Origin of the sequence: Marinifilum fragile (genome assembly GCF_963677365.1) — a bacterium.
Taxonomy (GTDB): domain Bacteria; phylum Bacteroidota; class Bacteroidia; order Bacteroidales; family Marinifilaceae; genus Marinifilum; species Marinifilum fragile.
Window position 1 is genome coordinate 4722156 of the sequence record NZ_OY781962.1, and the last position, 25060, is coordinate 4747215.

Sequence of the window (25060 nt, forward strand, 5' to 3'; positions counted from 1 at the left end):
AAATCATGAAAAAAATAATCTTCTATTGTTTGGGAGTGATATTGATGGCATCCTGTCAGATGACACAAACCATTGTTTCTCCACCTGCCAATGTAAATGTTCCGAAAAATGCACTTTTTATTTCTCAATCGGGAACCGAACATGCAATAATGCAAACCATTATCGATTTGGATAATAATGAAATGGTAGTACTTACCTACAATTATGCAAATATTGCAAATGTAACGCGAACTGGAATATATTTAAATCCGAATGATTATCGAAATATGAAAATTGTGGGAACCGATGCACCATACTCCAAGGAGGAAGAGGAAAAGAAACCTGACCACCCAAATGATACTAAAGAGAAATAGAAGTTAAAGCCATAGAAAAAGGGATAAGTCAATTGCGGCTTATCCCTTTTGTATTTTGGGTAGAGACAAGGCAGTGCCTTGTCTCTACTTTTATTAATACTTGATATTAAATCATTCTCCAAGCTGATCTTTGGTTCTGCTTAAAAGGAAAGAATCGGCCAGTTGAATGGCAGTAATAATAAACAATACAAAGGCAATTGGATATTTAAATTGAATGACGAAATCAAGAAGAATGCTTGCCTCTTTCAGTTCAAAGTAGAACAAGAAAGCAACGGTAAAGGCCATAATCACAAATAAGCCTAGCGACATCATCAGGTGGCGCAATAAAGCCTCTTTAATTGATTTTCGCTTCTCCACTTTTTCCACCACATTATCAGCAAAATCAATTGGAATATTTAGCTCGAAATCATCCTCCAAAATTTCCTTTAGCAATTGATCCACATTTTGGAACTCTTCCTCAGTATGTTTTCCCCTGTAGCTATGCATATCAATTAGTATTTAATTTGTACCAACTCACTTTTCTCTATCAATTCTTTCAACATTTTCCTTGCTCTGAAAATGTAATTTTTTACTGTTCCAACGGGTAAGCCCGTAATTTCAACTATTTCATTATAGCCCATCTCTTCCAGGTGATACAAACTTAAAACAGTTTTGTATTGTACTGGTAATTTATCAATCATTTTTCGAAGGTGAAATTTTAATTCATTCGATTCTGCAATTTTTTGCGGATGTTCCTCCGTTATCATATCCGAATGTAAAAAATCTTGTTCATTGTCATCAATATTGGTATCGGGCTTTCGTTTTTTCAAATGATTAATGGTAACCCGATAAGCAATGGTTGCAATCCATGTTGAAAGCTTCGAATCTCCTCTAAATTCAGGCAATTTCTGATGCACCTTAATAAATACCTCCTGGCAGATATCCTCCAAATCCTCCTGCTGGTTAAGCAAGCGTGCCGCAACATGAAATACAAGGCGCTCGTATTGCTTCACCAAAAACCGAAAGGCCTGTGGACTGCCGTTATTTATCTGATTTATCAGCTCTGTTTCCTTCATCTTCTGTTGCAGTAGACAAGCAAGGTAAGAAATAGGTTGCAGAAAATTTTAATGTTTTTTGAAGAGCTCTTTCTGGAGCTAATTTTAGACGTATTAATTTGCATGATTTTAATGGGACAAAGAATTAACTATACAATCGTTTAATTTTTAAACTCTCCCTTAAAAAGGGAAACGTCTATAAAGAAATGTAAGGATTTTAATTGATGATAGAGTGCACTTATATTTGTGTATATGGTTTAGCCATCAGGAGAAGGGGCTAGGGGATGAGGTAAAATATTTCAAAAAAAATTACCCAAGCTGCAACCTTTTTAAAACCACCATGGTCTACTAAGCAAAACAGATTGAAAAACTTAAAATTGAAATTATGCATATTGGAGAATTATTAATGGCCGCAGTGGTGTTTTTCTCAATCATCACATTTGTAAAAATATTGTCTTCACATTTTCTAAAAAGAAAAATTATTAAAACTGGTCATTTCGACCGAGCAGAGATTTTAGATCAAAACACTGAGATAGAAGTGAAAAAACAAGTGCAATATGATCAGTATCCAGCCTTAAAATGGGGATTGGTAGCATTCTTTGGCGGACTTGGATTTATCGTATTAGAGTTGCTGGGAGCTTATAATCCTGAGTTTAAAAGTTACAGAAGTGCAATGCCTTTCGGAATTTTCTTTGTATTTACTTCCATTGGTTTCTTGTTGTACTATGTGATCATGAGCAAAAAAGCGAAAGAATAAAATAGAAATATCCCAATGTAAGGAAGCTGTTCAATTCATTTTGAGCAGCTTTTTTTTGTTTGTAACATTTAGTAAAATAAAAACCGCGGTAGCCCAGTATTTACCGATCCGAGTTAATAAAGTTACCGTCTTGTTACCAAAATACCCGTCTGAGTAACTCAAATGCCCATTTGAGTCACCAGAATACCCATCCGAGTTAACTCAACACCCGTCCGAGTAACCAATATTGGCGTCCGAGTCAAAGAAATACCCTTGCGAGTTATGAATCTTAGCATCTGAGTCAGACAAGACAACAAAAATATTGACTTGGAATGCAAAATATTCATTATGTCTGTAAATTATGAAAGTGATATTGCTAAATTTGCGCCTCAAACAAATAAAATGAACATGCGAAATAAAATTTTATTATTAACTATTTTGATAATAGGGATCTGTCAGTCTGTGATGGCTGCTAACGAAAATGTTTTAATAGAAAGGTGGAAAAAATATATAGAGACTACATCAATGGATGAAGCCAGAAGCTTTATTGATCCTATTGATTTTTCAAGCATATATAACTTTGTTAAACCTGGTTCAAACATTGTTAAGGAAATGAGTGCGGTTTCGCAGGAAATTTATGGGAATTCGGGGCGTATATTTTTTAAAATATATGGTTTTAAGATCTGGATGGCATTTAAAAAAATTAACAATAACTGGGTGATGACAATGGATGAAAATGAGCTGCTTGAAGTATTAACATCTAGCTGGATTAAAACCAAAATTAAAAATGTTACCTATGTGAGCAGTTCACCATTAACGGAGGAAACACTTAAAGAGGCTGAAAAATTTGCTTTAGAGAATGAAAGACTGAGTAAAGAATTTGGGATAGATTTGGATAATTTTAAATATTACTATGCATTAGTTGGGGACGAAGCTGAAAATATTGTTAGCGAATTTGAAAAAGGAGCTGGGAAGGCTCGTTATAGAGCAATTAAAGCGGTAGAAACCGTTAATCATGTTCACGAGTTGGTTCATATTTATGCCTTTGAATTTGGGAGTGGAAATACGTTTATTGATGAAGGTATTGCCACTGCTTTGGGAAATGGTAATATGATTAAAAAATCGATAACCGCCCAAAATGTTTTAGAGATGATAAAAAATGATGGTTTCGAAAAATATTTGGATCCACCTGTTTTTGTTGAAGCAAATATGAAGCGAAAAGATGTGTATGCGCTAGCTCAGTTGACGATGATTTATTGGAAAGAAAAATTTGGGATGGAGCAAATCAAACAATTGCTAAAAGTTCAGAAAAATACACAAATTAACCTAGTTGAATATATTGAGGAGAATTTTGAGAAATGCGAACATACAAATTTGGCTCTAAGAAAAATTCTTAATGAACGCATCGAAAGTCAAATGAAAAATTAATCGGTAAGATTAAAAATAACTAACAGAGGCCTTTCAAAAAGTAAAGTTTGCAGTATTTGATTTGAAATTCGGTTTCATCCTTACCTTAAAGGGAATTTAAGGGGGGAATTCGTTGATTGTGCAGATATTACTTTTTGAAAGGCCTCTGTTAGAATATAGTTTACAAGTTGTTGTAAGTTAGAAACAATACTTATTTTCCTCGATTAATTTCCTGGCAATCATTCGGCGTTCTTCTTTGCTGTTTAGGCCGCTGTGTTTGGTAAAGCGTTTCAATCCCAAAAGCATCATGCGCAGTTCATCGCCCGATGAAATGCTATTGGCAGCATCTTTTGCATTTTTATGAATTCGATCGGCTGCATCGTAAAAGAAGACCTTACACATGGCAATTTGTTCCTTGCAGGCATTTTCTCCTTTGCTTTCTACCAACTTTTTAACGCGCAGCAATAAAGATTCTGCCTGATAGCAGTCGGCAATGATATCTGAGATGTTTATTAGGATTTCCTGCTCCTTACTTAGCTTTTGCATGAACTTTTGTGCAGCTGCACCAGCTACCAGTAAAGCTGCTTTTTTAAAGCCTTTTATCAATTTTGTTTCAGTGGCAAGCAGACTGGTATCTTCTTCTCCAAAATCAGGAATAGACATTAACTCCTTGGCCACCGATTGAGAAGCAGCCAACAATGGTAATTCATTTTTAAAGGCCTTGCGCAAAAGGTAATCTACTACCAACATGCGGTTAATTTCGTTGGTTCCCTCAAAAATTCTGTTGATACGAGCATCGCGATAGGCTCGTTCCATTGGTGCTTCGGCAGAGTATCCCATACCACCATAAATCTGCACGCCTTCATCCACCACATAATCCAAAGCCTCGGATGCAGCAACCTTTAAAATGGCAGCTTCGGCAGCAAACTCCTTCTGAGCCAGAACAGATGCTTGTTCCTTACTCATGCCTTCTTCTATCAAATGATGCTTGGTGTTCTGAATGTCGTTACTGCAACGATAAATGGCGGATTCAATAGCATAGGTTCGAATGGCTTGCTCGGCAATTTTATACTGGATAGCCCCAAAATTGGCAATCTCGGTACCAAACTGAATGCGTTCGTTGGCATAGTTAATGGAATTGGAAATTACCTTTTTTCCAGCACCTAAAACGGCAGCAGCCAATTTAATTCTTCCATTGTTCAAAATATTCAAGGCCATCTTAAAACCTTCACCTCTTTCTCCCAGAAGGTTTTCAATAGGAATTTCACAATTTTCGAAGAACATCATGCAGGTTGAAGAACCTTTAATCCCCATTTTCTTTTCTTCCTGTCCTAAACTAATTCCTGGAAAGTCTTTTTCTACAATGAAAGCACTTAAGTTCTTATCATCATCAATCTTGGCGAACACTGTGTAAATATCAGCAAAACCACCATTGGTGATCCACATCTTTTGTCCGTTGAGAATGTATTTCGAACCATCTTCCGAAAGTTTTGCTTTACTCTTACCTGAATTGGCATCCGATCCTGCCCCTGGCTCCGTCAAACAATAAGCTCCTTTGTATTCGCCACTGGCAAGCATTGGTAAATATTTTTCTTTTTGTTCTTGTGTTCCATAGTAGAGGATAGGAAGCGTTCCAATTCCCACATGAGCCGCATAAGCCACGGCAAAAGAGCTGTAGGTTCCCATTACCTCAGTACTCAGCATGGAGGTATTCATATCCTGACCAAATCCACCATACTCTTCAGGAATTGCAATTCCAAGTAGTCCCAATTCACCAGCTTTATCAAGTAAATCAGTCATTAAGCCTTCTTCCTGTTTATCAATTCTGTCCTGCATTGGAAATATTTCTTTTTCCTGAAAATCTCTGCAGGTTTCCATGATCATTTTTTGTTCTTCCGATATCTCTTCCGGAATAAAAATATCTTGTGGCATGGTTTCTTTTACCAGAAACTGACCGCCTTTTACAGTTTTTATCTTTTCCATAGGGCAATAAATTATGAGTTATGAATTATAAATGGTCTTACCTCCATTTTTTATTACTCCCCTTTAGGGGAGATGTCCAAAGGACAGAGGGGTGTTCACAAAACTTATAAGATCTCAAAAATACCGGCGGCCCCTTGTCCTGATCCCACACACATGGTAACCATGCCGTATTTTTGTTTTCTTTTCTTCATTTCGTGTAAGAGCTGAACCGAAAGTTTTGTTCCTGTACATCCCAATGGGTGTCCTAAAGCAATTGCTCCACCATTTACATTGGTGATTTCAGGATTTAGATCCAACTCTCTCATTACAGATAAGACTTGAACTGCAAATGCTTCGTTCAATTCGATCTGTTCTATTTGATTCAAGTTCATTCCTGATCGTTTTAATACTTTAGGAATGGCTTCAACAGGTCCAATGCCCATGTGTTTTGGCTCTACACCGGCTACTGCATAAGAAACAAAACGAGCAATTGGTTCTACATTCAATTGTTTCAACATCTTTTCGGAAACCACCAAAACAAAGGCTGCTCCATCAGAGGTTTGCGAAGAATTACCAGCCGTAACAGTACCATATTGATCGAATACTGGTCTTAATTTCGACAAGCCTTCTATACTGGTATCAGCTCTTGGGCCTTCATCGGTGGCAACAATATGTTCTTTGGTATCAGCTTTCTCTTTGCTGTTCACAAAAGTCTCCAATACTGTAATGGGAACAATTTCATCTACAAAACGGTTCGCTGCCAATGCTTCTAAAGCTTTTCTATGCGAATGAAATGCAAATTCATCTTGATCCTCTCTCGAGATTTTATACTTTTTCTGCAAGGCTTCTGCTGTAATTCCCATGTTCCAATAGTAATCGGGATTCGATTTTGCTATTCCCAGATTGGGAACCAATCGCCAGCCACCCATTGGCATAAGCGACATCATCTCCACACCACCAGCAAGAATGCAATCGGCCAATCCAGCTTCTATTTTCGATGCAGCAATGGCAATTGCTTCCAGACCAGAAGAGCAGTAACGGTTCACAGTCATTCCAGGGACTTGAATATTATCCAATCCCATTAAAGAAATCATTCTGCCTATATTTAATCCTTGTTCGGCTTCAGGTGTGGCATTACCAACAATTACATCCTCAATAATCAGAGGATCCAAACTTGACATTTTTTCCAGAATGTGTTGTACTACTTGTGCGGCCATATCATCTGGCCTAATCAAGCGGAGCTTTCCTTTTTTTGCTTTGCCTACAGCAGTTCTATATGCGGCTACAATATATGCGTTCATATTTTTCAATTTTCAGTTATCAGTAAACAATTATCAATCACCAAGAATTAGTTTCGAAGAATTTTTCCTTTTTGGAGTAAACTTTGCATTCTTTCCAGTGTTTTCTTTTGTTGACAGAGTCTCACAAAAGCAATTCGTTCCAGATCGAGTAAATATTTTTCCGAAACTTTGGTGGGTTCACTTAGTTCACCTCCACTAAGCACTTTTCCAAGCTCTATGGACAAATGTTTATCGTATTCGGATATGTAATTTCCTACTTGCATTCCATCGGCACCCGAATACACCAAAGCCAAACCTTCACTTCCTAAAACAGTAATGTCTTTGGTTGGTAGAGGAGGAGTGTAGCCTTTCTCAAGCATTAGCAAAGCTGCTTTTTTTGCATACGTTAACTGATGTTTTTTGCTAATAATTACTTCATCCACATCCTTTCGGAGATATCCCAAGTCGAATGCTTCGTAGGCCGACATCGATACCTTTGCCTGACCAATACTCAAGAATTTATCGCGGAAACGGTTGGTCCTGATATCATCCTTAGCAATTTCCTTGGACAATCGGTAAGCAAATTCTTTGGTTCCTCCACCAGCAGGAATCACTCCAACACCCAATTCAACCAATCCCATGTAGGTTTCGGCGTGAGCAATTACCTTGTCGGTATGCATGCACAGTTCGCATCCTCCTCCCAGAGTCATTCCATGTGGAGCTGCAATAACCGGAACCGATGCGTACTTTAATTTCAGCATTGTATTTTGGAAAGTGCGAACAACCATGTCCAACTCTTCAAACTCCTGTTCAATGGCCAGCATAAATACCAATCCAATATTGGCTCCGGCCGAGAAGTTTTCTCCTTCGTTGGAGATTATCAAAGCTTTATAATCGCTTTCTGCTAACTCAATCGCTTTGTTAGTTCCTTGTATGATTTCACTTCCAATGGTATTCATCTTGGTATGAAATTCCAGATTGATGATTCCATCTCCGAGATCAACGATACTGGCTCCTTCGTTACTCCAAATGGTTTTGGATGAACGAAGGTTATTAAGAAGAACCAGATTTTCAGTTCCAGGAATGGTTTGATGAGCATTGGTATTTACATCATAGTATTGTTTCAAGCCGTCTTTTAATTGATAGAAACCAAGATCTTCCTGAACCATATTGTGCACCCAATTGGCAGCCTTAAAGCCCATTTCTTCCATCATGCTTAAAGTCTTTTTCACACCTAAACTTTCCCAAATCTCGAATGGACCCATTTCCCAGGCAAAACCAGAGCAGATGGCTTCATCAATTTTGTACAGGTCATCGGTAATTTCAGACATTCTGTTCGAAACGTAGGCAAATAATCCAAAGAACATCTTCTGGTAGAACTGATTTACTTTGCTATTTCCTTTTAAGAGAACTTTAAAGCGATCATTAAGATGAGGTACAGCCTTGGCAGCTTCAAATTCACCAAACTTTACCCTTTGCTTTTCCTGATATTCAAAACTTTCCAGGTTTAGGCTTAAAATTTCACTCTTTCCTTCTGATTTAATTTTTTTATAAAAGCCCTGACCAGTTTTTGATCCCAACCATTGGTTGCCCATCATGTGTTGAATGAATTCCGGAATCTGGAAAACATCTTTGGCTTCATCATCTTGCAGAGCTTTTTGAAGGTTTTGAGCTACAAATACCAAGGTATCCAGACCAACTACATCGCAAGTACGGAAGGTAGCCGATTTGGGTCTTCCAATAATTGGTCCAGTCAACTTATCTATTTCTTCCACTGTAAATCCAAATTCATCAATCAAATGAAAGACTGACATCATGGAATAAACACCAACTCGATTAGCAATAAATGCAGGAGTATCTTTACAACTTACCACTGATTTGCCTAAAAATTTTTCTCCAAAATCAGTAAGAAAATCTATTACCTCCTGATTTGTGTTAGGGGAAGGAATGATTTCTAACAATTTCAAATACCTTGGAGGATTGAAGAAGTGAGTACCACAAAAATGCGCAGCAAAATCTTCTGATCTTCCTTGAATCAACATCTGAATAGGAATACCTGATGTATTTGTGGTAATCAGGGAACCAGGTTTTCGGTGCTTTTCAATTTTGGTATAAAGCTCTTGCTTGATTTTAAGATTTTCGATAATGGCTTCTATTACCCAATCGCATTCTGCTATTTTATGAAGATCATCTTCGAAATTCCCTGTTGTAATTCTATTGGAATAAGTCTGTAAATACAATGGAGCGGGTTTCAGTCTTGTAGCCTTCAGAAAAAGATCGTTTACAATTCTGTTTCTCACTTTAGGATGCTCAGGCAACAAACCAGCCTTTTGTTCTTTTTCGTTAATCTCCTTTGCAGGCATGTCCAATAGTAAAACCTCGATGCCTATATTGGCAAAATGACATGCAATTTGAGCGCCCATGACTCCTGCACCCAAAACTGCAACTTTTCTTATTTTTCGAGCCATATTTTTGTTTGTTATAGTGTGTGAATATTTATTTAAAGTTCTTCTTCGTAGGCGTAAATATTTCGGATAATGTCTTTGTATTTATCTTTTAAAACTTTTCTTTTGAGTTTTAGGGTTGGTGATAATTCACCAGATTCAGGAGTCCATACATCTGAAACCAAACGGCAGGTTTTAATTTTCTTCGGTCGGTCAAGATTTATATTGGTTTTTTCAATCTCCTGCCAGATTCGCATTTGAATTCGTTCATTCTTAATGATTTCTTCCGGGCTGATAAAATCCAATTTCTTTCTTTTGCAGTATTCTTTCAAGAATTCAAAATTTGGAGAGATTAGCACAGAAGGAAAGCGTCTGAATTCACCAATTACAATTGCCTGATCGATAAAAGGAGATTCTTTTAGTTTGTTTTCAATTACCTGAGGAGCAATATAAATACCTCCAGAAGTTTTAAAGATTTCCTTTTTACGATCGGTAATTTTGAGAAATCGATCATCCACCATACATCCAATATCGCCAGTATGGAACCAGCCATCTTTGTCTATCACCTCATTGGTTAATTCTGGATTTTTGTAATATCCCAGCATGATGTTCGGTCCTCGAGCCAGAATTTCTCCATCTTCTGCAATTTTAACTTCTACGCCATCTAATACAGGACCTACGGTTCCAAACTTTACATCTGGATAAGCGTTTTGATTTGCCGCGATAATGGGAGAGGTTTCCGTTAATCCATAACCTTCTTGAACAGGAATGCCAGCAGCCCAAAAGAGGCGTTCTAATCTAACTTGAAGAGCAGCTCCACCCGAACACATAAACATGATGTTACCACCAAGAGCTTCCTGCCATTTGCTAAAAATTAGTTTTCTGGCAATTTTTAATTTGAATTCGTACCACCAGCCATTTGCTCCATTCAGTTCATATTTTTGACCAAGGTCAACAGCCCATAAGAACAAGGATTTTTTTATGGTTGGCAAACTTTTTCCTTTTGCCATGATCTTGTCATATACTTTTTCAAGCAATCGGGGAACCGTAGCGAACCCATGAGGTTTTAGCTCTCGTAAATTATCGCCAATGGTTTCCATACTTTCAGCATAATAAATACTAATTCCCTTGTATTGATACTGATAGTTTACCATTCGCTCATAAACATGGTTGATTGGTAAAAAGCTCAAGCATTTATGGCTTGAGTTTAGAATTAAACGTGCGGCTGAAGACAGCACATTACTCATAAAATTATGATGCGAAAGCATTACTCCTTTGGGGTCGCCTGTTGTTCCCGATGTATATATGATGGTAACTAAATCTTGTGGTTTGATCGATTCTTTAATAGACTTTAATTCATTTTTATATTGGTCATTAAGGGCTTTTCCCATATCAAGCAACCTTATCCAATGAGTTACAGCTTTTATTTTATCGAAAGAATAAACCTGTTTTATAGAAGGATGATTGTTTAATAGTGGTTCGATCTTACAATACAGCTCTTCACTTGATACGAAAATGATATTAGGTTCACAATGACGAATGATAAAGTCATAGCTTTTTGCGCTAATTGTAGGGTAGAGAGGAACATGAATTACACCAATCTGAGCCAGAGCCATGTCAACAAAATTCCATTCGGGTCTGTTGTTTGAAATGGTAATAACTCGGTCTCCTTTTTTAAGACCACTATCCAGCAAAGCGTAACTAATTAAATCTGAATATTTCAGATACTGTTCTGTGGAATATTTAATCCATTTGCCATCTTCTTTTTTTGCGAGAGCATCTGTTTTATCAGGATAGTTCTCTCGATAATTATCGAGTAAATCAAAAATGCGCGTAACCATAATTAAAGATTTAGATATGTAAGGCATTACAGCATTTCAAAATGGTTTTATAATCATTTTGATGCGCAGAAACTTAATCTCTAATTGTTAGAGGTGAGAGATTTAGTATTGATTTAAGTTTTGTGTAAGAAGTTGTATTGGGATTTAATTTCGGAGATTTTCCGAAACCTTTTTACACTTACATAAAATTTACAAAAAGGAATCTGAAAATAAAAGAATAATTGGTAAGAATTCTTTTTTATTTGGTAAGTGAAAAAAAGGAAGCTTTTCGGCTTCCTTTGAAATTTTATAAGTGATAGTTGGATATTTGTTGAAATCCGCGAAGAAAATCTTCGACTTTCATTCGTTTCTTGCCGGCTTGTTGCAGCATTGTAATGGATAGAAAACCGCCTTCTACAGCTACTTTTAAATAAGTTTTTCCATCGGTGTGTAAACTACCTATTTTTTTGTCGTGATTTTCAATTGTTTTTTCGGTTGCGAATACTTTAATACCGATTTTTTTCCCTTCTTCATTTGGAATTAATTCCGTCCATGAAGCTGGGTATGGGCTTAATCCACGAATTAGGTTGTGGATTGAATTGATATTCTTTGTCCAATCAATCTTACAATCCTCTTTAAAGATTTTTGGTGCAGATTTTAATTCATCCGCAGCAATACTTTCCTGCGGGATTTGTGGATAGTCGTTGGCTTCGATTGCCTTGACTGTCTTAACCACCAAATCAGCACCAATATTCATCAATTTATCGTGAATGATCTCAGCATTGTCATTTTCGCCAATCTCAGTTTTTTCCTGAAAAATGATGTTACCTGTATCAATTTCGTGCTTTAACAGAAATGTAGAAACACCTGTTTCTTTATCACCATTGATGATTGCCCAGTTAATCGGTGCAGCACCACGATAATGAGGAAGCAAGGAAGCATGAAGATTCAGGGTTCCATATTTTGGCATGTTCCAAACAACCTCAGGTAACATTTTAAAGGCAACCACAACCTGCAAATCAGCTTCTAATGATTTAAGCTCAGCAAGAAATTCTTCATTTCTGAATTTCTCTGGTTGCAGAATTTTCAATCCTTTTTCAGCCGCATACTTTTTAACTGCTGCTTCTTGTATTTTTTGACCTCTACCAGCAGGTTTATCAGGATTGGTAACAACACCAACTACATTAACGCCCGCATTTAAAAGGGCTTCAAGAGGAGCCACCGCAAAATCGGGTGTACCCATATATATTACACGTAAACTCATAGCTATTCCTTTAAGTTCCTGTTTCCTTTATTGTGCTTCGGAAAATAAGGGCAATGTTTACATCCATTGCCACAGCAATATCCTCTTTCGGTAAGATATTTTTTTGTCATGATTCTATATCCATCAGGATGCATATAGTAATCGATATCTGGTTTTAAATCGTCAAACATATTAGTCTTGTTTAATTTTTAAAAACTCTTTTATGCTTTCGTTTTTAATGGTAACCGAAAGGTGATAGTGAGAAATTTTATATTCGTTGTTTTTAATAACCAGCACACCAGAACCTCTACAAACTCCCATCCAGGTATTTAAAAGTTCATCAAACCAAATGGTTTTCTTGTCTTCTGATATGTAGATTTTTCTGTCAAAAGCTTTAAAATCCCAGGTGGTTCCTTTTTCAAAATATGGTTCGCAAAAATTGTGAAATTCTTGTCTTGTCCATCTTTCTGATGGATCGGTTCCTATGTAGGTTGCATTTTCAGTCATCAGACCAAAATACTTTTCTAAATCAGCATCAGCGGCAGCCTTATGCCAATCATCAAGAAGTTGATTGACTTCTTTTTCGGAATATGATACTTGTTTTGTGCAAGCAGAGAATAATCCCAAAACTGCAATTAGAATTGTGAATATAGATTTATACATTTTTCTTTTTGAAGAATTTAGTCGGGTTAATCTTTTTAAAGAAATCAATATAATTTTCGATGTTGAAAACAGCAGAATCTGTAGTTGCCTTGTATGTCAATATAATCCCTAAAGGAAGAATTATCAATGATGATATCCACATGCCAATAGCAGGCGGTAGAACCAATTCTTTGGCAAATCGTTCACCTGTCATGGAAATGATGTAATAGAAAATAAAGAATAAAACAGATACAATTACAGGCATTCCCAAGCCACCTTTACGAATGATTGCACCAAGAGGAGCACCAATAAAGAAGAATATCAAACAAGCAAAAGGGAGTGTGAATTTTCTATGCCACTCATTGGTGAATTTTTTAATCCATTTTTCTTGTACCAATAGTTCTCCTTCTTTTCGAGAGATCGTTTCTCTGGCTTTTCTGGCAAAACTAAGAGCTGAACTTACCGATGTTAGTTGTTTTGTGATTGTAGCCGATTTAAAAAGAGAATCAACATTTAGCGTTTTAATTATAAGATCTTGTGATTTTATAGAATCTTTTCGCATTGATTTTGATTCTTTCTTAAAGTAATGTCTAGCCAGCAATCCGGTAACAAGTCTATTTTTTTCATTTTGTAATTGATCTTGTAATGAATCTTCAGAATGTACCAACTGTTTTAAATTTAGCATTCTGTAGTTTTTACTGTATCTATCCTCATTACCTCTTTTTAATTCAGTGCTTCTAAGAGGAACGTTGGTTTCATATTCCTGAAATTTAATTCTTCTGGAAGGATGGTTTTTATCTCTCCTCGATTTGGTTTTTACCTCCTGATACATATTGCCACTATACAGGGTGAGAGTCATATTCTTTTTATCAGGAGAAGTTATCATTGTACCAGAATCAGCCACTGTTACATTTGTATTTCCTCTTTCATCTCGGTGATCGTAAATCAAGAGTTTATACATCATTCCGGTTTCTTTATCAATGTTGTCAACCTTAATGCTAAAGTTGGGTAAATCATTAGTAAAAATACCTTCTTTCAGGATGAGTTCAGGCTTTTGATTTTTAATATCAACTAATAATGAGGTAGTTTTTAATGATGCAACTGGCATTACATAATTGGCAAAGAAAAAGGCACTAATGCTAATAATCACAACAAGTGTTGTAAGTGGTTGCATGATTCTTTGTAAGGAAATCCCAGCGGCTTTCATGGCGGTTAATTCGTAATTTTCTCCCATATTCCCAAAGGTCATAATAGAAGCCAAAAGAATAGCCAAAGGCAGTGCCATTGGAACTAAAGTAGCAGAAACATAAAACAAAAATTCAGCAATTACAGTCCATTCTAATCCTTTTCCGACAAGTTCATCAATATATCGCCAAAGGAATTGCATGAGTAGGACAAACATGCAGACAAAGAAAGTAAAGGCCAATGGCCCAAGAAAACTTTTAAGAATAAATGAATGTAAACGTTTCATTCTAAAATATTTTAATTGAAGCGAGACCTAATTTTATAATAAGGATATCGCACTGCTACCTAAAAAATAAGACCAATAACTTGCAGAAACTGGTCTTACATAGCTTACAAAAATAAGCTAATTATTTAGGATTTGGTGTTATGATTTGTTAAAAAATCATATTCCCAATACATGCTTTAATTCGGCAATTTGAGTGTCCCAAAGTTCAATGCTTTCTTCTATTTCATCTTCATCAGCAAAATCGGTAATGATAAGAGATAGGTCATTTGTAAGGGCATCAATTTCAATTTTAAATTCAAAATAGCTGTCTTCATCTTCACTGTCAAGCCAATGGAAGCGAATTAAACGATTGTCTTTCTTGGTAACCAATTCAGCCTGCTGTTCCGATCCATCCCAAATGAATGTATAGATTTTACCTTTTTGATTTACATCATCAGCAAACCATTCTGATAATCCACTTGCATTACTTAGTCGATCGAAAATAACTTTTTGAGAAGCTTGAAGTACATATTCCAGTTCAAATTGTTTCATTTGTTTGGGGCATAAATGTTTTGATAATAAAATTAGAGGGATTAAGTTTGTTTTGATAAATTATTCCCCCAGTATTAAAATACTGCACTAAAAAGGTGAAATGTAAGTCAATACTTAAATTTCGCGCAAGATACTTAAGAATTTTCTAATAAAAAAAACTGATTCTTAAATCTTTAGGTTTGCTCATATTGTTAATACCTAAAGATGCTTACTTTACCTACTCCTTATAAGTTAAGAAAATTTTACAAATCGATAAATTAAATCATTTACAATTCAAGAATTAAAAAAAATGTGAAATGATTTTTTTTTAATGAAAAAGGATTCTATATTTGCACCGCGTTAGAAAAAAACGGCGAGGTAGCTCAGTTGGTTAGAGCGCATGATTCATAATCATGAGGTCGGCGGTTCAACCCCGCCTCTCGCTACTAAGAAAGGGAAACAATTAATATTGTCTCCCTTTTTTCTTGCCTTAAAATTTCTCTACTAACCATTCTATCGAAAAGCAAATAATCTATTTATTCCAGAAAATTAGAGAGTGGAGATGTAAATCTGATGAAATAAAATTATCTAGTTTTAACTACCCGATGAAGGTTCCAATAATTATTGGAAAAGTTGGACTCGCTACCTACAATAAACAAGATAAAATAGTAGCCTTTTTCTGTAAATAGATACTTCAAACATTAGCCAAATGACGTATTGAAAAAAAAATCAATATTTTTTTCAACTTGTAACATTTCTGTAAAACAGATAGTTTAATAGATCGCTTCATTTCTTTGCAAAGATTTTCAGAAAAAAGATTTTTTTTAGAAATAAAATGCTCTTATATTTGCACCGCAATCAAGCAAAACGGCGAGGTAGCTCAGTTGGTTAGAGCGCATGATTCATAATCATGAGGTCGGCGGTTCAACCCCGCCTCTCGCTACAAGAAGGATGACTTAAGGTCATCCTTTTTTGTTTTAATATATCTCCATTTTTTAGGAGAGTTGATTTTAATAGGGATCAATTCTTTTATCTTTGTTATCCGTTAAAAATAAAATATCAATGTTAAAAGTAAGCAGAGTTATGTGTTGCTTTTAGAATTAAATAATGTAATCGTATGAACAATTGGTTTGAGTGTAAGGTGAAGTATGTTAAGGTCGATGAGGTATCTGGAAAAGAAAAAAAAGTGTCTGAACCATATTTGGTAGATGCAATGTCTTTTACCGAAGCCGAGGCCAGAATCCACAAAGAATTGGAGCAAATGATTAGTGGGGAATTTAATGTAACCAATATCAGCAAATCAAACATCACGGAATTGTATCCTAATGACAATGGTGACCGTTGGTTTAAAGCTAAAGTTGCATTTATTGATGTGGACGAAGCATCTGGAAAAGAAAAGAAGAGCAATAATTATATGCTTGCCCAGGCAAATAATGTGAAACAAGCGTATGAATTCCTTGAAGAATGTTTGAGTGACATGCTGGTACCTTATGAGATCCCGGCAGTATCTGAAAGTCCTATTATGGATATCTTCCCATTTTTCAGTGATGAGGTGAATGAAGAAATTCCAGATAATCTGAAACCAGTTTCGGAAATTGAACCGAATGATAACGAATTTGAATAGATCAGAAATTTCTGATCTGTTTTTTTTCGGAAACGATTGCTTTCTGTTGAAAAACATACGGTAAGCTTATTATTACTGTAAAGTTATAGGTGTTTAATGTTCAGTAGATCAACTTGAAAGAAGGTGTGTGAATTGATGTTCTGATTTTTTGTTTTTTTAGTGGTGAAATTTCTTTTCTCTACTACATTTGTCAGCATAAACAAACAACAAAAAACAGATTTGAATAAGTTTTTGACTTTTAAAGATTGGAGATCTTTGTAAAGTCTGATTTATTGATTTAAACGTATAATCACACCATGAAAACAAGAACTGAACACGACTTAATTGGCTACAAAGAGGTGTCTGCTGATGCATATTATGGCATTCAAACTTTAAGAGCAGTTGAAAATTTTGACATTTGCGGTGTTAAATTAAGTGCATATCCAGACTTTATTAAAGGTTTGGCGATGGTAAAATGGGCAGCAGCCAAAGCAAATAACGATCTTGGATTGTTATCGAACGATTTAACAGAGGCTATTACAAAAGCTTGTGAGGAAATTATTGAGGGTAATTTGCATGAACATTTTCCAGTTGACATGATCCAAGGTGGTGCTGGAACCTCTACTAATATGAATGCTAACGAGGTGATTGCCAATAGAGCATTGGAAATTCTTGGGTATCAAAAAGGTGAATACGAACATTGTCATCCAAACAATCACATTAACTTGTCTCAATCAACTAATGATGCATACCCAACAGGGATTAAAATTGCATTGATTTTCATGAATGAGACTTTGGTGGCAGGCTTAAAATCATTGATTATAGCATTTAGAGCTAAAGGGGAAGAGTTCAAGGATGTATTAAAAATGGGTAGAACTCAGCTGCAAGATGCTGTACCTATGACATTAGGACAAGAATTCGAAGCTTGGGCTGTAAATCTTGAAGAGGAAATTGAGAGATTGAACCAAAATGCAAAATTGTTCCTTGAAGTGAACATGGGAGCTACTGCTATTGGTACAGGAATTAACTCAGAACCTGGTTATTCAGAAAAATGTGTTTCTCGCTTAAACGAAATTACAAAGCTTCCAATTGTATTGGCTGGTAACTTAATCGAAGCAACTCCTGATACAGGTTCGTATGTAATGTACTCATCAGCAGTGAAGCGTTTGGCTATTAAGCTTTCTAAGATTTGTAACGACTTGAGATTATTATCTTCAGGACCACGTTGTGGATTGAACGAAATCAACTTGCCAAAAATGCAACCAGGATCTTCTATCATGCCAGGTAAGGTAAACCCGGTAATTCCTGAGGTTGTAAACCAAGTTGCTTACAAAGTAATTGGTAACGATTTAACTGTAACTTTTGCTGCTGAAGCTGGTCAGTTGGAATTGAATGTGATGGAACCTGTTTTGGTTCGTGCTATTTTTGAATCAATGGAAATGTTGGTGAATGGAATGGCAACATTAAAAGAAAGATGTATTGAAGGAATTACAGCAAATGTTGAACACTGTAAAGAAATGGTTCTAAACAGTATTGGTATTGTAACTGCTGTAAACCCAACATTAGGATATGAAGCTTCTTCGAGAATTGCAAAAAGAGCATTGGCAGAAAACAGAAGTGTTTACGATTTAATCCTTGAAGAAGGATTATTGACCAAAGAGAAGCTAGACGAAATTCTTTCTCCGGAAAGAATGATTAAGCCTCAGAAGTTTGTTGAAGCTTAATTATTAGAATCTGAACCCGTTTGGGTTAAGATTTATTTCTTAAACAACACTCCAATTTAACTTGGGAAATACTCTATCATTGAGTTCTTGGCGCATTAAAGAGGTTGATTCGGTTTTCGTTTCAACCTCTTTTATTTTACCTCAAAGGTCTTGAATAGTCAAAGAGTCTAACAGTCAAACAGTCGAAGTGTGAGATTGCAAATAAGAATTGTTACATTTATCTGATTGTAAATAAGAAATGATATGTCGGAAATTAGCTTTAAGCCAATAGGAGTTATTCATACACCACATAAAAGCAGGGAGAATATGCCCATTCAACCTTTAAGCGCAAAAGGGGGTAAAGCAAGAGTAGAATTAAACCCAGACTTGATTAAGGGATTAAGGGACTTGGAATCTTTCTCTCATGTGATTTTGATTTACCATTTGCATAAATCAGAAGGCTACGAATTGGATGTAAAGCCATTTATGGATGATAAAACCCATGGCTTGTTTGCCACAAGAGCACCACGCAGACCCAATGCCATTGGAATTTCAACAGTCAAACTTAATTCTATAGAAGAAAATATTTTGCATGTTGAAGATGTAGACATTTTGGATGGAACCCCTCTGCTTGATATTAAACCCTTCTTTTCGAAATTTGATAATCGCCCAGATGCAGTATCGGGTTGGTTAGATGAAAATTGGAAAGAGAAGAACCGTGATATCAAATCGGACAAAAGATTTAATAAGTAGTATTAAACATTCTGTAAGTGAACTTTTTTTACTCAAACAGTTTGAGCAATCTACTCAAGTTACTTGAGTGGCTTTGGATTATAATTAATGACTAAATCTTTCAGAGTAGCAATCCATTTGGGATGATCATTCAAGCTCTCTACCAAAACCAGCTCTTTACCGCCATTTTCTTCAAACAGTTCGCCGTATTCCATGCCAATTTCTATTGTGGTTTCAAGGCAATCGGCCACAAAGGCAGGGCTAAATACCATCAATTTTTTAGCTCCTTTTTGAGCTTGCTCAATTACAATCTTATCAGAAAAAGGTTCCAACCAGTTTTTGTCTAATCGTGATTGAAAGGCAACGGTATATTTCTCTTTAGGGATATTTAATTTTTCTGCCAGCAGTTTACTGGTTTCGTAACAAGTAGCTCGATAACAGAAGTAATCGGTATCTGGTCTGAATTGCTTGTCACAATCACAATCCTTACAGTTTTTATTAGGATGAACCTTATTCACTTGTCGCAAAGGCAAACCATGATAGGAAAAAATAAAGTGGTCAAATTCATTAAGATCATGTTTATTCGCATTATCCACTATGGTGTTTAGGTATCCTTCATGATCGAAAAACTGATTTATCAATTTAATTTCCGGTATTACCTCCCAGCTTCTGATAATCTCCATGGCTTTCTCGAAAGTAGAACCGGTGGTAGAAGAGGCATATTGTGGATACATGGGAAGAATGATCAATTTGTCAGGCATATCCAAACGAATTTTCTCTAAAACTCTTTTCATAGATGGCTCCTGATATCTCATGGCCAATTCTACCTTAAAGTTTTCATCCAATTCTTGTTGAAGCAGATTTTTTACTTTTTCTCCGTAAATCATCAAAGGAGAACCATCTTTGGTCCATAATTGCTGGTATATTTTCGATGATCCTTTGGCTCTAAACGGTACAATAATCAGGTTTACCAATATTTTTCGTAGCAACCAAGGGATATCAATTACCCTTCTGTCGTTTAAAAACTCGAACAAATAGGTGCGAACATCAGATACATTAGGGCTTTTAGGTGTTCCTAAATTCAGTAGCAGAACAGTAGTTTTTTTTGACATAGTGTGTTAGTTACAGCAATTATACCGATTAGTATTTAATTAATTCAAAATATTCGCAAACTCTATTTTGAAGATTAAATATCTATCGGCATTAAACCATAATTATTGTATATAAAAGTGGTTTAAAAAAAGGAAATGCTTTCTACATTTCCTTTCTGAAATTAATATTTTTTTTCGACTATCTGTAAAACAACTTAAACAGAAATTGGTTCAAGCCAATTGATATCTTTTTTTAGAAGTCTTAATGTCTCTGCTTCTTTCGACTCTTTTTTAATTTCATATTGGTAAGTCCATTTTACTTCAGGCGGCATACTTACCAAAATCGATTCGGTTCTGCCATTGGTATCCAGTCCAAATTTGGTTCCTTTGTCCAATACCAGGTTGAACTCAACATATCTTCCACGGCGATGCAATTGCCAATCTTTTTCTTGCTCACTGTATCGTTTCGAGGCATTGTTTTGCATGATTTCGCAATAGGTAGGAGCGAAGAGTTCACCTACATCCAAAACATATGCAAATAACTGTTCTTTTGTCATTCCCGAGGAATCATTCAGATGATCGAAGAAAATGCCTCCAACGCCACGTGTTTCGTTCCTGAAGGGCAAATAGAAATACTCATCGGCCCAAGGTTTAAATTTGTTGTAAAACTCAGGATTGTGTTTGTCGCAAACTTCCTTCAACTTCAAATGAAATTCTTTTGCCTGATTTTTATCTACGTAAATTGGAGTAAGATCTATTCCTCCGCCAAACCAATATGTATCATCACTCAGCTCAAAATATCGAACATTCATATGAATAATGGGTACATGAGGATTTTCAGGATGCATGATTAAGGAAACACCTGTTGCAAAAAAATCATCAGCCTCAAGTTTTAATTTGCTCTTTATTTTTTCAGGCAGCTTGCCATGAACAGCAGAAAACTGAACGCCACCTTTCTCAATAATATTCCCATTCTTGATTACACGGCTTCTTCCGCCTCCTCCTGCTTCACGTTCCCAAATGTCTTCATGAAATTGAGCACCACCATCGCAATTTTCCAATGCTTTGGTAATTTTATCTTGTAGTTTTTTGAATTCTTCGGCTATTTGTTGTTTCTGCATATTTTGTTCTTTTTGTTTAGCATGATTTTCTTGCTGTTTTGTTGCTTTTTCGCTGAAACCGACTCAGCATTTTCTTCTCAAAATTCCAAAAGAATCGGAATTGTCCCAACAAGGTTCCCAAGATTAAAAGTAAAACCTGGTAAGTAGGGGTGATAATTAAAATGCTTAGTAAGATTTTTAGAAAAATATTGGTATCAGCATCAATCGAGAAGTATTCAAATATTGGGTTACGAATCATTACAGATAAACTACCAGTAATCGAGAATACAATTAGAATGATTACCAGCTGTAGGTTTGAATTGATTTCCCAGCGCTTTTTTAGTTTTTTAAACATCTAGAGGTATTATTTAGATTTGTTTCAGATAAAGCAAATATAGTATAAAATACCTTTATGTCTTAAATAGAATCTGAGAAATCTGTTTGATTTTATTGATTGTACAATAGAGAAGAAAATAAAGATCAGAAAGCATAAAAAAACCGTCTCTAATTGAGACGGTTTCTATAAATATATTTTCGATTTGCTTACTTAGCAACTCTTTCTAGCCATTTTACCATAGCTAACATTACAAACATTGAAAGTGCACAAGCAGCAACAAATATAAACCATGTTAACCACATTGGGCTGCTTGTATATAAAAGACCACCAATGAACAAGAACAAGTTACCTATTGCTGTTGCAGCTAACCAGGCACCTTGCATAATTCCTTGCATGTGTGGAGGTGAAACTTTCGATACGAAAGCAAGTCCCAATGGACTGATAAATAACTCAGCAATTGTCAAAATGAAATACAAACCAATCATTACCCATGGTGTTAATTTCATTGCGTCAAGAGCCTCAGGACTCATTCCAGCTAATTCAGCTTTTGTTGGTACAGCGAAAGAGAATACCATTAGGAATACATATGCTAAAGCAGCAATACCCATACCGAAAGCAATTTTCTTTGGTGTAGAAAGATTAATTCGTTTTTTCTCTAAAAATCCAAAGAACCAAACAATTAGAGGAGTTAAGGTTACTACAAAAATAGGGTTTACTGCAGCAAAGATTTCTGCACCAATAATTTGAGTAAAACCTAAATCAATTTCGATAGCACTTAAATCAATATAATCGCGAGCAAAATAAGTTAAAGAATAACCGTTTTGGTGGAAAGAAAACCAGAAGAAAATTACAACGCCAAACACTGCAAACAAGGCATAAATTCTTTGTCTTACTTCCTGAGCATCCATTTTGACTTCTTCTCTCATATTGTCAGCTTCAGTTTCTTCTTTTTTAGCTGATACATCAGGGAATTTTGACTTGTTCACAATATAGATGACCAAAGAAACAGCCATCATGATAATTGCTGCCATAAAAGCATACTGGAAACCTTCACTAAATACATTTAGGTAATTGTTTACAAAAGTATCAAGATTAGTCACGCCACTTCCGTCAGCGATAGAAGCATTTGCATAAGTTGTTAACTGCTCTAATCTTTCTGCTTTCATTGCGCTACCTTGCGCTACATATTCGTGACACAATTCAGGTAAAGAAGAGTTATATAAGAAATTATTCGCTTTCAACCACCAGTTTCTAACTCCAACTGCAATGAATGGAGCGAAAAGTGCACCAACATTAATGAACATATAGAATAATTGGAATCCTGTTTCTCTCTTATCTTTAAATTCTTCGTTGTCGTACATTTGTCCAACAAGAGCTTGTAGGTTACCCTTAAACAGACCGTTACCAAATGCAATAACAAATAAACCGAAACAAGTAATACCCAAATATAAAGCATAGTTAGGAACAGGAGTAGGTGTTGGGATAGCAATCATTACATAACCCAAAGCCATTACAATGATACCAGTTAGAATTGTTCCCTTGTAATTTTGAGTTTTGTCGGCAATTATACCACCAACCAATGCCAATAAATAAATAGAAGCATAAAAAATGGAATAAATAATTCCTGTAGTAACTTCTGATAAACCGAATTTAGCAGAAATAAATAGTGTTAAAATTGCCATCATGATATAGAAGCCAAATCGTTCTCCCATATTTGCTAGTGCCGCGGCAATAAGTCCTTTAGGATGTCCTTTAAACATAAATGTTAGTTTTAATTTATAATAGTTTCGTTTTAGTTATGAAAGTGACAAATATATAGAAAAAAACAGAAGTCCATAATGATTTGTAAGCGTTTCGATCTATTTTAAATCGTTTTCGAAAGAAGCGGCGAATTTCAAAAGTTTAGTATCTTTGATTATAAAGCCTATTTTGCTGTATGTTTGGCACTTTTACTACTGTTTTTCCATTTGTGTTACCTGTCGGAAACATGTTATAAAAAAGAAATCTGAATAGGAGTGTTCGCATACAATATCAATTGCATTTTTACGTCTAAAATACAAACCGATTGAACAATGAAAATATTTCCTGCCTCAAAGGTTGCTAAGATTGATTCTTACACGATAGAGAATGAACCGATTGAATCAATAGATTTGATGGAGAGAGCTTCGAGCAAACTATTTAAGAAGATTTTGAAGAAATTTCCTGCGCCTAGAAATTGTAAAATTTTTGTCGGGCCGGGAAATAACGGTGGAGATGGTTTGGCGGTTGCCAGGATGTTGGCAGAAAAAAACTATGCGGTTGAGGTGTTTATCATTAAAATTACGAATCAACTTTCGAAAGATGCAGAGCTAAATTTGCAGCGCTTGAAATTGATAAAAACAGTTGATATTTACGAACTAACTTCGATTGATGCAATGCCTTGGCTTTTTCCGGATGATATTGTGATTGATGCGATTTTTGGTTCTGGACTCTCAAGACCAATTGAAGGTTTGGTTTTTGAGGTGATAAAAGCAATTAATGCCAGTGAGGCAAGCGTTGTGGCTGTGGACATACCTTCGGGCTTAATGGGGGAAGACAATTCAAAGAATAATTATCAGGGAATTGTAAAAGCCAGCCTGACCTTAAGTTTTCAATTTCCAAAGTTGGCTTTTTTGTTTCCGGAAAATGCAGATTATGTAGGAGAGTGGGAAGTTTTACCTATTGGCTTACATCCTGAAATTATTAAAGAAGAACAAACTCCTTATAAAATGTTGAATCGTGAGTTTGTAAAATCTCTATTGATGCCTCGTAAAAAGTTCGATCATAAAGGCACATACGGTCATGGTTTATTAATTAGTGGAAGCTATGGAAAAATGGGAGCGGCCATTTTGGCATCGCGTGCAAGTTTGCGTTCCGGAATTGGCTTGCTAACTTCTCACATACCAAGGTTGGGATATGAAATTATGCAGACTGCGGTTCCTGAGGCAATGGTGAGTATCGATCGTTCTGATATCATTTTTACGGAATTTCCTGATTTAAATCAATTTAAAGCGGTAGCCATAGGACCAGGTATCGATAAAAAGCAAAATTCTTATTGTGCCATGATCAATTTATTGAAAGAAATAAAAATCCCTATGGTAATTGATGCCGATGCGATTAATATTATGGGTGAACATCCCGAATTAAAGGCGGACTTGCCAATGGGATCTGTATTTACTCCGCATCCAAAGGAATTTGAGAGATTGGTTGGAAAATCAGAGGATAGTTATACACGGAATTGTATGCAACTTCAATTTGCAAAAGATCATGGCGTAACTCTTGTATTAAAAGGAGCCTATACGGCAATTGCTTGTCCTGAGGGAAGTGTTTATTTTAATCCAACAGGAAATCCAGGAATGGCAACAGCAGGAAGTGGAGATGTGCTTACAGGAATAATATTATCTTTGCTTTCACAAGGGTATTCTTCGAAAGTGGCAACAATTATTGGAGTATATCTTCATGGTTTGGCAGGCGATCTGGCATCAGAAAAAGTTGGGTATGAGGCTTTGACTGCCAGCGATATTATTGATTTTCTGCCTAATGCATGGATGACATTGAAAAGATAGGGAATTGT

General features: G+C 35.8%; 22 protein-coding genes and 2 tRNA genes. 9 read left to right on the forward strand and 15 right to left on the reverse strand.

Annotation, left to right across the window (positions count from 1 at the left end):
* The first annotated feature begins 5 nt into the window (after positions 1–5).
* A complete protein-coding gene (locus ACKPCA_RS19185; RefSeq protein WP_321280533.1) occupies positions 6–353 on the forward strand; it encodes a hypothetical protein in 348 nt (115 codons plus the stop codon).
* 111 nt (positions 354–464) lie between these two features.
* On the opposite strand, the gene ACKPCA_RS19190 is transcribed toward ACKPCA_RS19185, so the two are convergent.
* On the reverse strand, positions 465–839 hold the full coding sequence (locus tag ACKPCA_RS19190; RefSeq protein WP_321280534.1) for a hypothetical protein: 375 nt from the start codon (positions 837–839) through the stop codon (positions 465–467).
* A gap of 5 nt (positions 840–844) precedes the next feature.
* Positions 845–1408, reverse strand: a complete 564-nt coding sequence (locus ACKPCA_RS19195; RefSeq protein WP_321280535.1) for an RNA polymerase sigma factor — start codon at positions 1406–1408, stop codon at positions 845–847.
* 364 nt (positions 1409–1772) lie between these two features.
* Between ACKPCA_RS19195 and ACKPCA_RS19200 the strand changes: the two genes are divergently transcribed.
* A complete protein-coding gene (locus tag ACKPCA_RS19200; protein WP_321280537.1) occupies positions 1773–2144 on the forward strand; it encodes a DUF6249 domain-containing protein in 372 nt (123 codons plus the stop codon).
* 387 nt (positions 2145–2531) lie between these two features.
* Positions 2532–3551: a hypothetical protein gene (locus tag ACKPCA_RS19205; protein WP_321280538.1), complete on the forward strand. Its 1020-nt coding sequence runs from the start codon at positions 2532–2534 to the stop codon at positions 3549–3551.
* 177 nt (positions 3552–3728) lie between these two features.
* Here the strand turns inward: ACKPCA_RS19205 and ACKPCA_RS19210 are convergent, their stop codons facing one another.
* The 9 genes from ACKPCA_RS19210 to ACKPCA_RS19250 all read right to left on the reverse strand — a co-directional run bounded on the left by ACKPCA_RS19210 (position 3729) and on the right by ACKPCA_RS19250 (position 14923).
* Positions 3729–5513 carry an acyl-CoA dehydrogenase family protein gene (locus ACKPCA_RS19210; protein WP_321280539.1) on the reverse strand — a complete coding sequence of 595 codons (1785 nt, stop codon included), beginning with the start codon at positions 5511–5513 and terminating at the stop codon, positions 3729–3731.
* Between the two features lie 104 nt (positions 5514–5617).
* The gene (locus ACKPCA_RS19215) at positions 5618–6793 is read right to left on the reverse strand and encodes an acetyl-CoA C-acyltransferase (protein WP_321280540.1); all 1176 of its coding nucleotides are present in this window, start codon (positions 6791–6793) and stop codon (positions 5618–5620) included.
* Between the two features lie 47 nt (positions 6794–6840).
* Positions 6841–9240, reverse strand: a complete 2400-nt coding sequence (locus tag ACKPCA_RS19220) for a 3-hydroxyacyl-CoA dehydrogenase/enoyl-CoA hydratase family protein (protein WP_321280542.1) — start codon at positions 9238–9240, stop codon at positions 6841–6843.
* A 32-nt stretch (positions 9241–9272) separates the two neighbouring features.
* Positions 9273–11057 (reverse strand): AMP-dependent synthetase/ligase, encoded by a 1785-nt coding sequence (locus tag ACKPCA_RS19225; RefSeq protein WP_321280544.1) that lies wholly within the window; start codon positions 11055–11057, stop codon positions 9273–9275.
* A gap of 286 nt (positions 11058–11343) precedes the next feature.
* Positions 11344–12300 carry a methionyl-tRNA formyltransferase gene (gene fmt, locus ACKPCA_RS19230; RefSeq protein WP_054714617.1) on the reverse strand — a complete coding sequence of 319 codons (957 nt, stop codon included), beginning with the start codon at positions 12298–12300 and terminating at the stop codon, positions 11344–11346.
* A gap of 2 nt (positions 12301–12302) precedes the next feature.
* Positions 12303–12470: a DUF5522 domain-containing protein gene (locus ACKPCA_RS19235; protein WP_165836038.1), complete on the reverse strand. Its 168-nt coding sequence runs from the start codon at positions 12468–12470 to the stop codon at positions 12303–12305.
* A gap of 1 nt (position 12471) precedes the next feature.
* Entirely contained in the window at positions 12472–12942 is a 471-nt protein-coding gene (locus ACKPCA_RS19240) for a nuclear transport factor 2 family protein (RefSeq protein ID WP_321280546.1), read from the reverse strand.
* A complete protein-coding gene (locus ACKPCA_RS19245; protein WP_321280547.1) occupies positions 12935–14392 on the reverse strand; it encodes an LptF/LptG family permease in 1458 nt (485 codons plus the stop codon). Before ACKPCA_RS19245 ends, ACKPCA_RS19240 begins: the two co-directional genes overlap by 8 nt.
* A 156-nt stretch (positions 14393–14548) precedes the next feature.
* Positions 14549–14923 carry an START-like domain-containing protein gene (locus ACKPCA_RS19250; protein WP_054714626.1) on the reverse strand — a complete coding sequence of 125 codons (375 nt, stop codon included), beginning with the start codon at positions 14921–14923 and terminating at the stop codon, positions 14549–14551.
* A 351-nt stretch (positions 14924–15274) separates the two neighbouring features.
* Between ACKPCA_RS19250 and ACKPCA_RS19255 the strand changes: the two genes are divergently transcribed.
* The 5 genes from ACKPCA_RS19255 (at position 15275) to tsaA (ending at position 18961) form a co-directional block, all read left to right on the forward strand.
* Positions 15275–15348: transfer RNA gene (locus ACKPCA_RS19255), tRNA-Met, on the forward strand.
* A gap of 423 nt (positions 15349–15771) precedes the next feature.
* Positions 15772–15845, forward strand: a tRNA-Met gene (locus tag ACKPCA_RS19260).
* A gap of 174 nt (positions 15846–16019) precedes the next feature.
* Entirely contained in the window at positions 16020–16526 is a 507-nt protein-coding gene (locus tag ACKPCA_RS19265; protein ID WP_321280549.1) for a DUF4494 domain-containing protein, read from the forward strand.
* 296 nt (positions 16527–16822) lie between these two features.
* Positions 16823–18229, forward strand: a complete 1407-nt coding sequence (aspA, locus tag ACKPCA_RS19270) for an aspartate ammonia-lyase (RefSeq protein ID WP_321280551.1) — start codon at positions 16823–16825, stop codon at positions 18227–18229.
* 243 nt (positions 18230–18472) lie between these two features.
* Entirely contained in the window at positions 18473–18961 is a 489-nt protein-coding gene (tsaA, locus tag ACKPCA_RS19275; RefSeq protein ID WP_321280553.1) for a tRNA (N6-threonylcarbamoyladenosine(37)-N6)-methyltransferase TrmO, read from the forward strand.
* 59 nt (positions 18962–19020) lie between these two features.
* Here tsaA and hemH read toward each other — a convergent pair whose 3' ends face one another.
* The 4 genes from hemH to ACKPCA_RS19295 all read right to left on the reverse strand — a co-directional run bounded on the left by hemH (position 19021) and on the right by ACKPCA_RS19295 (position 23228).
* Complete coding sequence (hemH, locus tag ACKPCA_RS19280; RefSeq protein ID WP_321280555.1) at positions 19021–20052, reverse strand: ferrochelatase; 1032 nt, start codon at positions 20050–20052, stop codon at positions 19021–19023.
* A gap of 194 nt (positions 20053–20246) precedes the next feature.
* Positions 20247–21152, reverse strand: coding sequence for an oxygen-dependent coproporphyrinogen oxidase (gene hemF, locus ACKPCA_RS19285; RefSeq protein ID WP_321280557.1), 906 nt, complete (start codon positions 21150–21152; stop codon positions 20247–20249).
* A 16-nt stretch (positions 21153–21168) separates the two neighbouring features.
* Complete coding sequence (locus ACKPCA_RS19290; RefSeq protein WP_054714641.1) at positions 21169–21486, reverse strand: DUF6787 family protein; 318 nt, start codon at positions 21484–21486, stop codon at positions 21169–21171.
* A 188-nt stretch (positions 21487–21674) separates the two neighbouring features.
* Positions 21675–23228 (reverse strand): peptide MFS transporter, encoded by a 1554-nt coding sequence (locus ACKPCA_RS19295; protein ID WP_321280559.1) that lies wholly within the window; start codon positions 23226–23228, stop codon positions 21675–21677.
* Between the two features lie 312 nt (positions 23229–23540).
* On the opposite strand from ACKPCA_RS19295, the gene ACKPCA_RS19300 reads away from it, so the two are divergent.
* Complete coding sequence (locus tag ACKPCA_RS19300; protein ID WP_321280560.1) at positions 23541–25052, forward strand: NAD(P)H-hydrate dehydratase; 1512 nt, start codon at positions 23541–23543, stop codon at positions 25050–25052.
* Positions 25053–25060 lie beyond the last annotated feature (8 nt).

Excerpts from the sequence above, each read along its gene's own strand:
- hemH (WP_321280555.1), bottom strand. The coding sequence starts at position 20,052 with ATGTCAAAAAAAACTACTGTTCTGCTACTGAATTTAGGAACACCTAAA.
- ACKPCA_RS19220 (WP_321280542.1), bottom strand. The coding sequence starts at position 9,240 with ATGGCTCGAAAAATAAGAAAAGTTGCAGTTTTGGGTGCAGGAGTCATG.
- ACKPCA_RS19190 (WP_321280534.1), bottom strand. The coding sequence starts at position 839 with ATGCATAGCTACAGGGGAAAACATACTGAGGAAGAGTTCCAAAATGTG.
- ACKPCA_RS19195 (WP_321280535.1), bottom strand. The coding sequence starts at position 1,408 with ATGAAGGAAACAGAGCTGATAAATCAGATAAATAACGGCAGTCCACAG.
- ACKPCA_RS19240 (WP_321280546.1), bottom strand. The coding sequence starts at position 12,942 with ATGTATAAATCTATATTCACAATTCTAATTGCAGTTTTGGGATTATTC.
- ACKPCA_RS19205 (WP_321280538.1), top strand. The coding sequence starts at position 2,532 with ATGCGAAATAAAATTTTATTATTAACTATTTTGATAATAGGGATCTGT.
- ACKPCA_RS19210 (WP_321280539.1), bottom strand. The coding sequence starts at position 5,513 with ATGGAAAAGATAAAAACTGTAAAAGGCGGTCAGTTTCTGGTAAAAGAA.
- ACKPCA_RS19265 (WP_321280549.1), top strand. The coding sequence starts at position 16,020 with ATGAACAATTGGTTTGAGTGTAAGGTGAAGTATGTTAAGGTCGATGAG.
- ACKPCA_RS19200 (WP_321280537.1), top strand. The coding sequence starts at position 1,773 with ATGCATATTGGAGAATTATTAATGGCCGCAGTGGTGTTTTTCTCAATC.
- ACKPCA_RS19225 (WP_321280544.1), bottom strand. The coding sequence starts at position 11,057 with ATGGTTACGCGCATTTTTGATTTACTCGATAATTATCGAGAGAACTAT.
- ACKPCA_RS19295 (WP_321280559.1), bottom strand. The coding sequence starts at position 23,228 with ATGTTTAAAGGACATCCTAAAGGACTTATTGCCGCGGCACTAGCAAAT.
- ACKPCA_RS19185 (WP_321280533.1), top strand. The coding sequence starts at position 6 with ATGAAAAAAATAATCTTCTATTGTTTGGGAGTGATATTGATGGCATCC.
- fmt (WP_054714617.1), bottom strand. The coding sequence starts at position 12,300 with ATGAGTTTACGTGTAATATATATGGGTACACCCGATTTTGCGGTGGCT.
- tsaA (WP_321280553.1), top strand. The coding sequence starts at position 18,473 with ATGTCGGAAATTAGCTTTAAGCCAATAGGAGTTATTCATACACCACAT.
- aspA (WP_321280551.1), top strand. The coding sequence starts at position 16,823 with ATGAAAACAAGAACTGAACACGACTTAATTGGCTACAAAGAGGTGTCT.
- ACKPCA_RS19290 (WP_054714641.1), bottom strand. The coding sequence starts at position 21,486 with ATGTTTAAAAAACTAAAAAAGCGCTGGGAAATCAATTCAAACCTACAG.
- ACKPCA_RS19245 (WP_321280547.1), bottom strand. The coding sequence starts at position 14,392 with ATGAAACGTTTACATTCATTTATTCTTAAAAGTTTTCTTGGGCCATTG.
- ACKPCA_RS19215 (WP_321280540.1), bottom strand. The coding sequence starts at position 6,793 with ATGAACGCATATATTGTAGCCGCATATAGAACTGCTGTAGGCAAAGCA.
- ACKPCA_RS19300 (WP_321280560.1), top strand. The coding sequence starts at position 23,541 with ATGAAAATATTTCCTGCCTCAAAGGTTGCTAAGATTGATTCTTACACG.
- ACKPCA_RS19235 (WP_165836038.1), bottom strand. The coding sequence starts at position 12,470 with ATGTTTGACGATTTAAAACCAGATATCGATTACTATATGCATCCTGAT.
- ACKPCA_RS19250 (WP_054714626.1), bottom strand. The coding sequence starts at position 14,923 with ATGAAACAATTTGAACTGGAATATGTACTTCAAGCTTCTCAAAAAGTT.
- hemF (WP_321280557.1), bottom strand. The coding sequence starts at position 21,152 with ATGCAGAAACAACAAATAGCCGAAGAATTCAAAAAACTACAAGATAAA.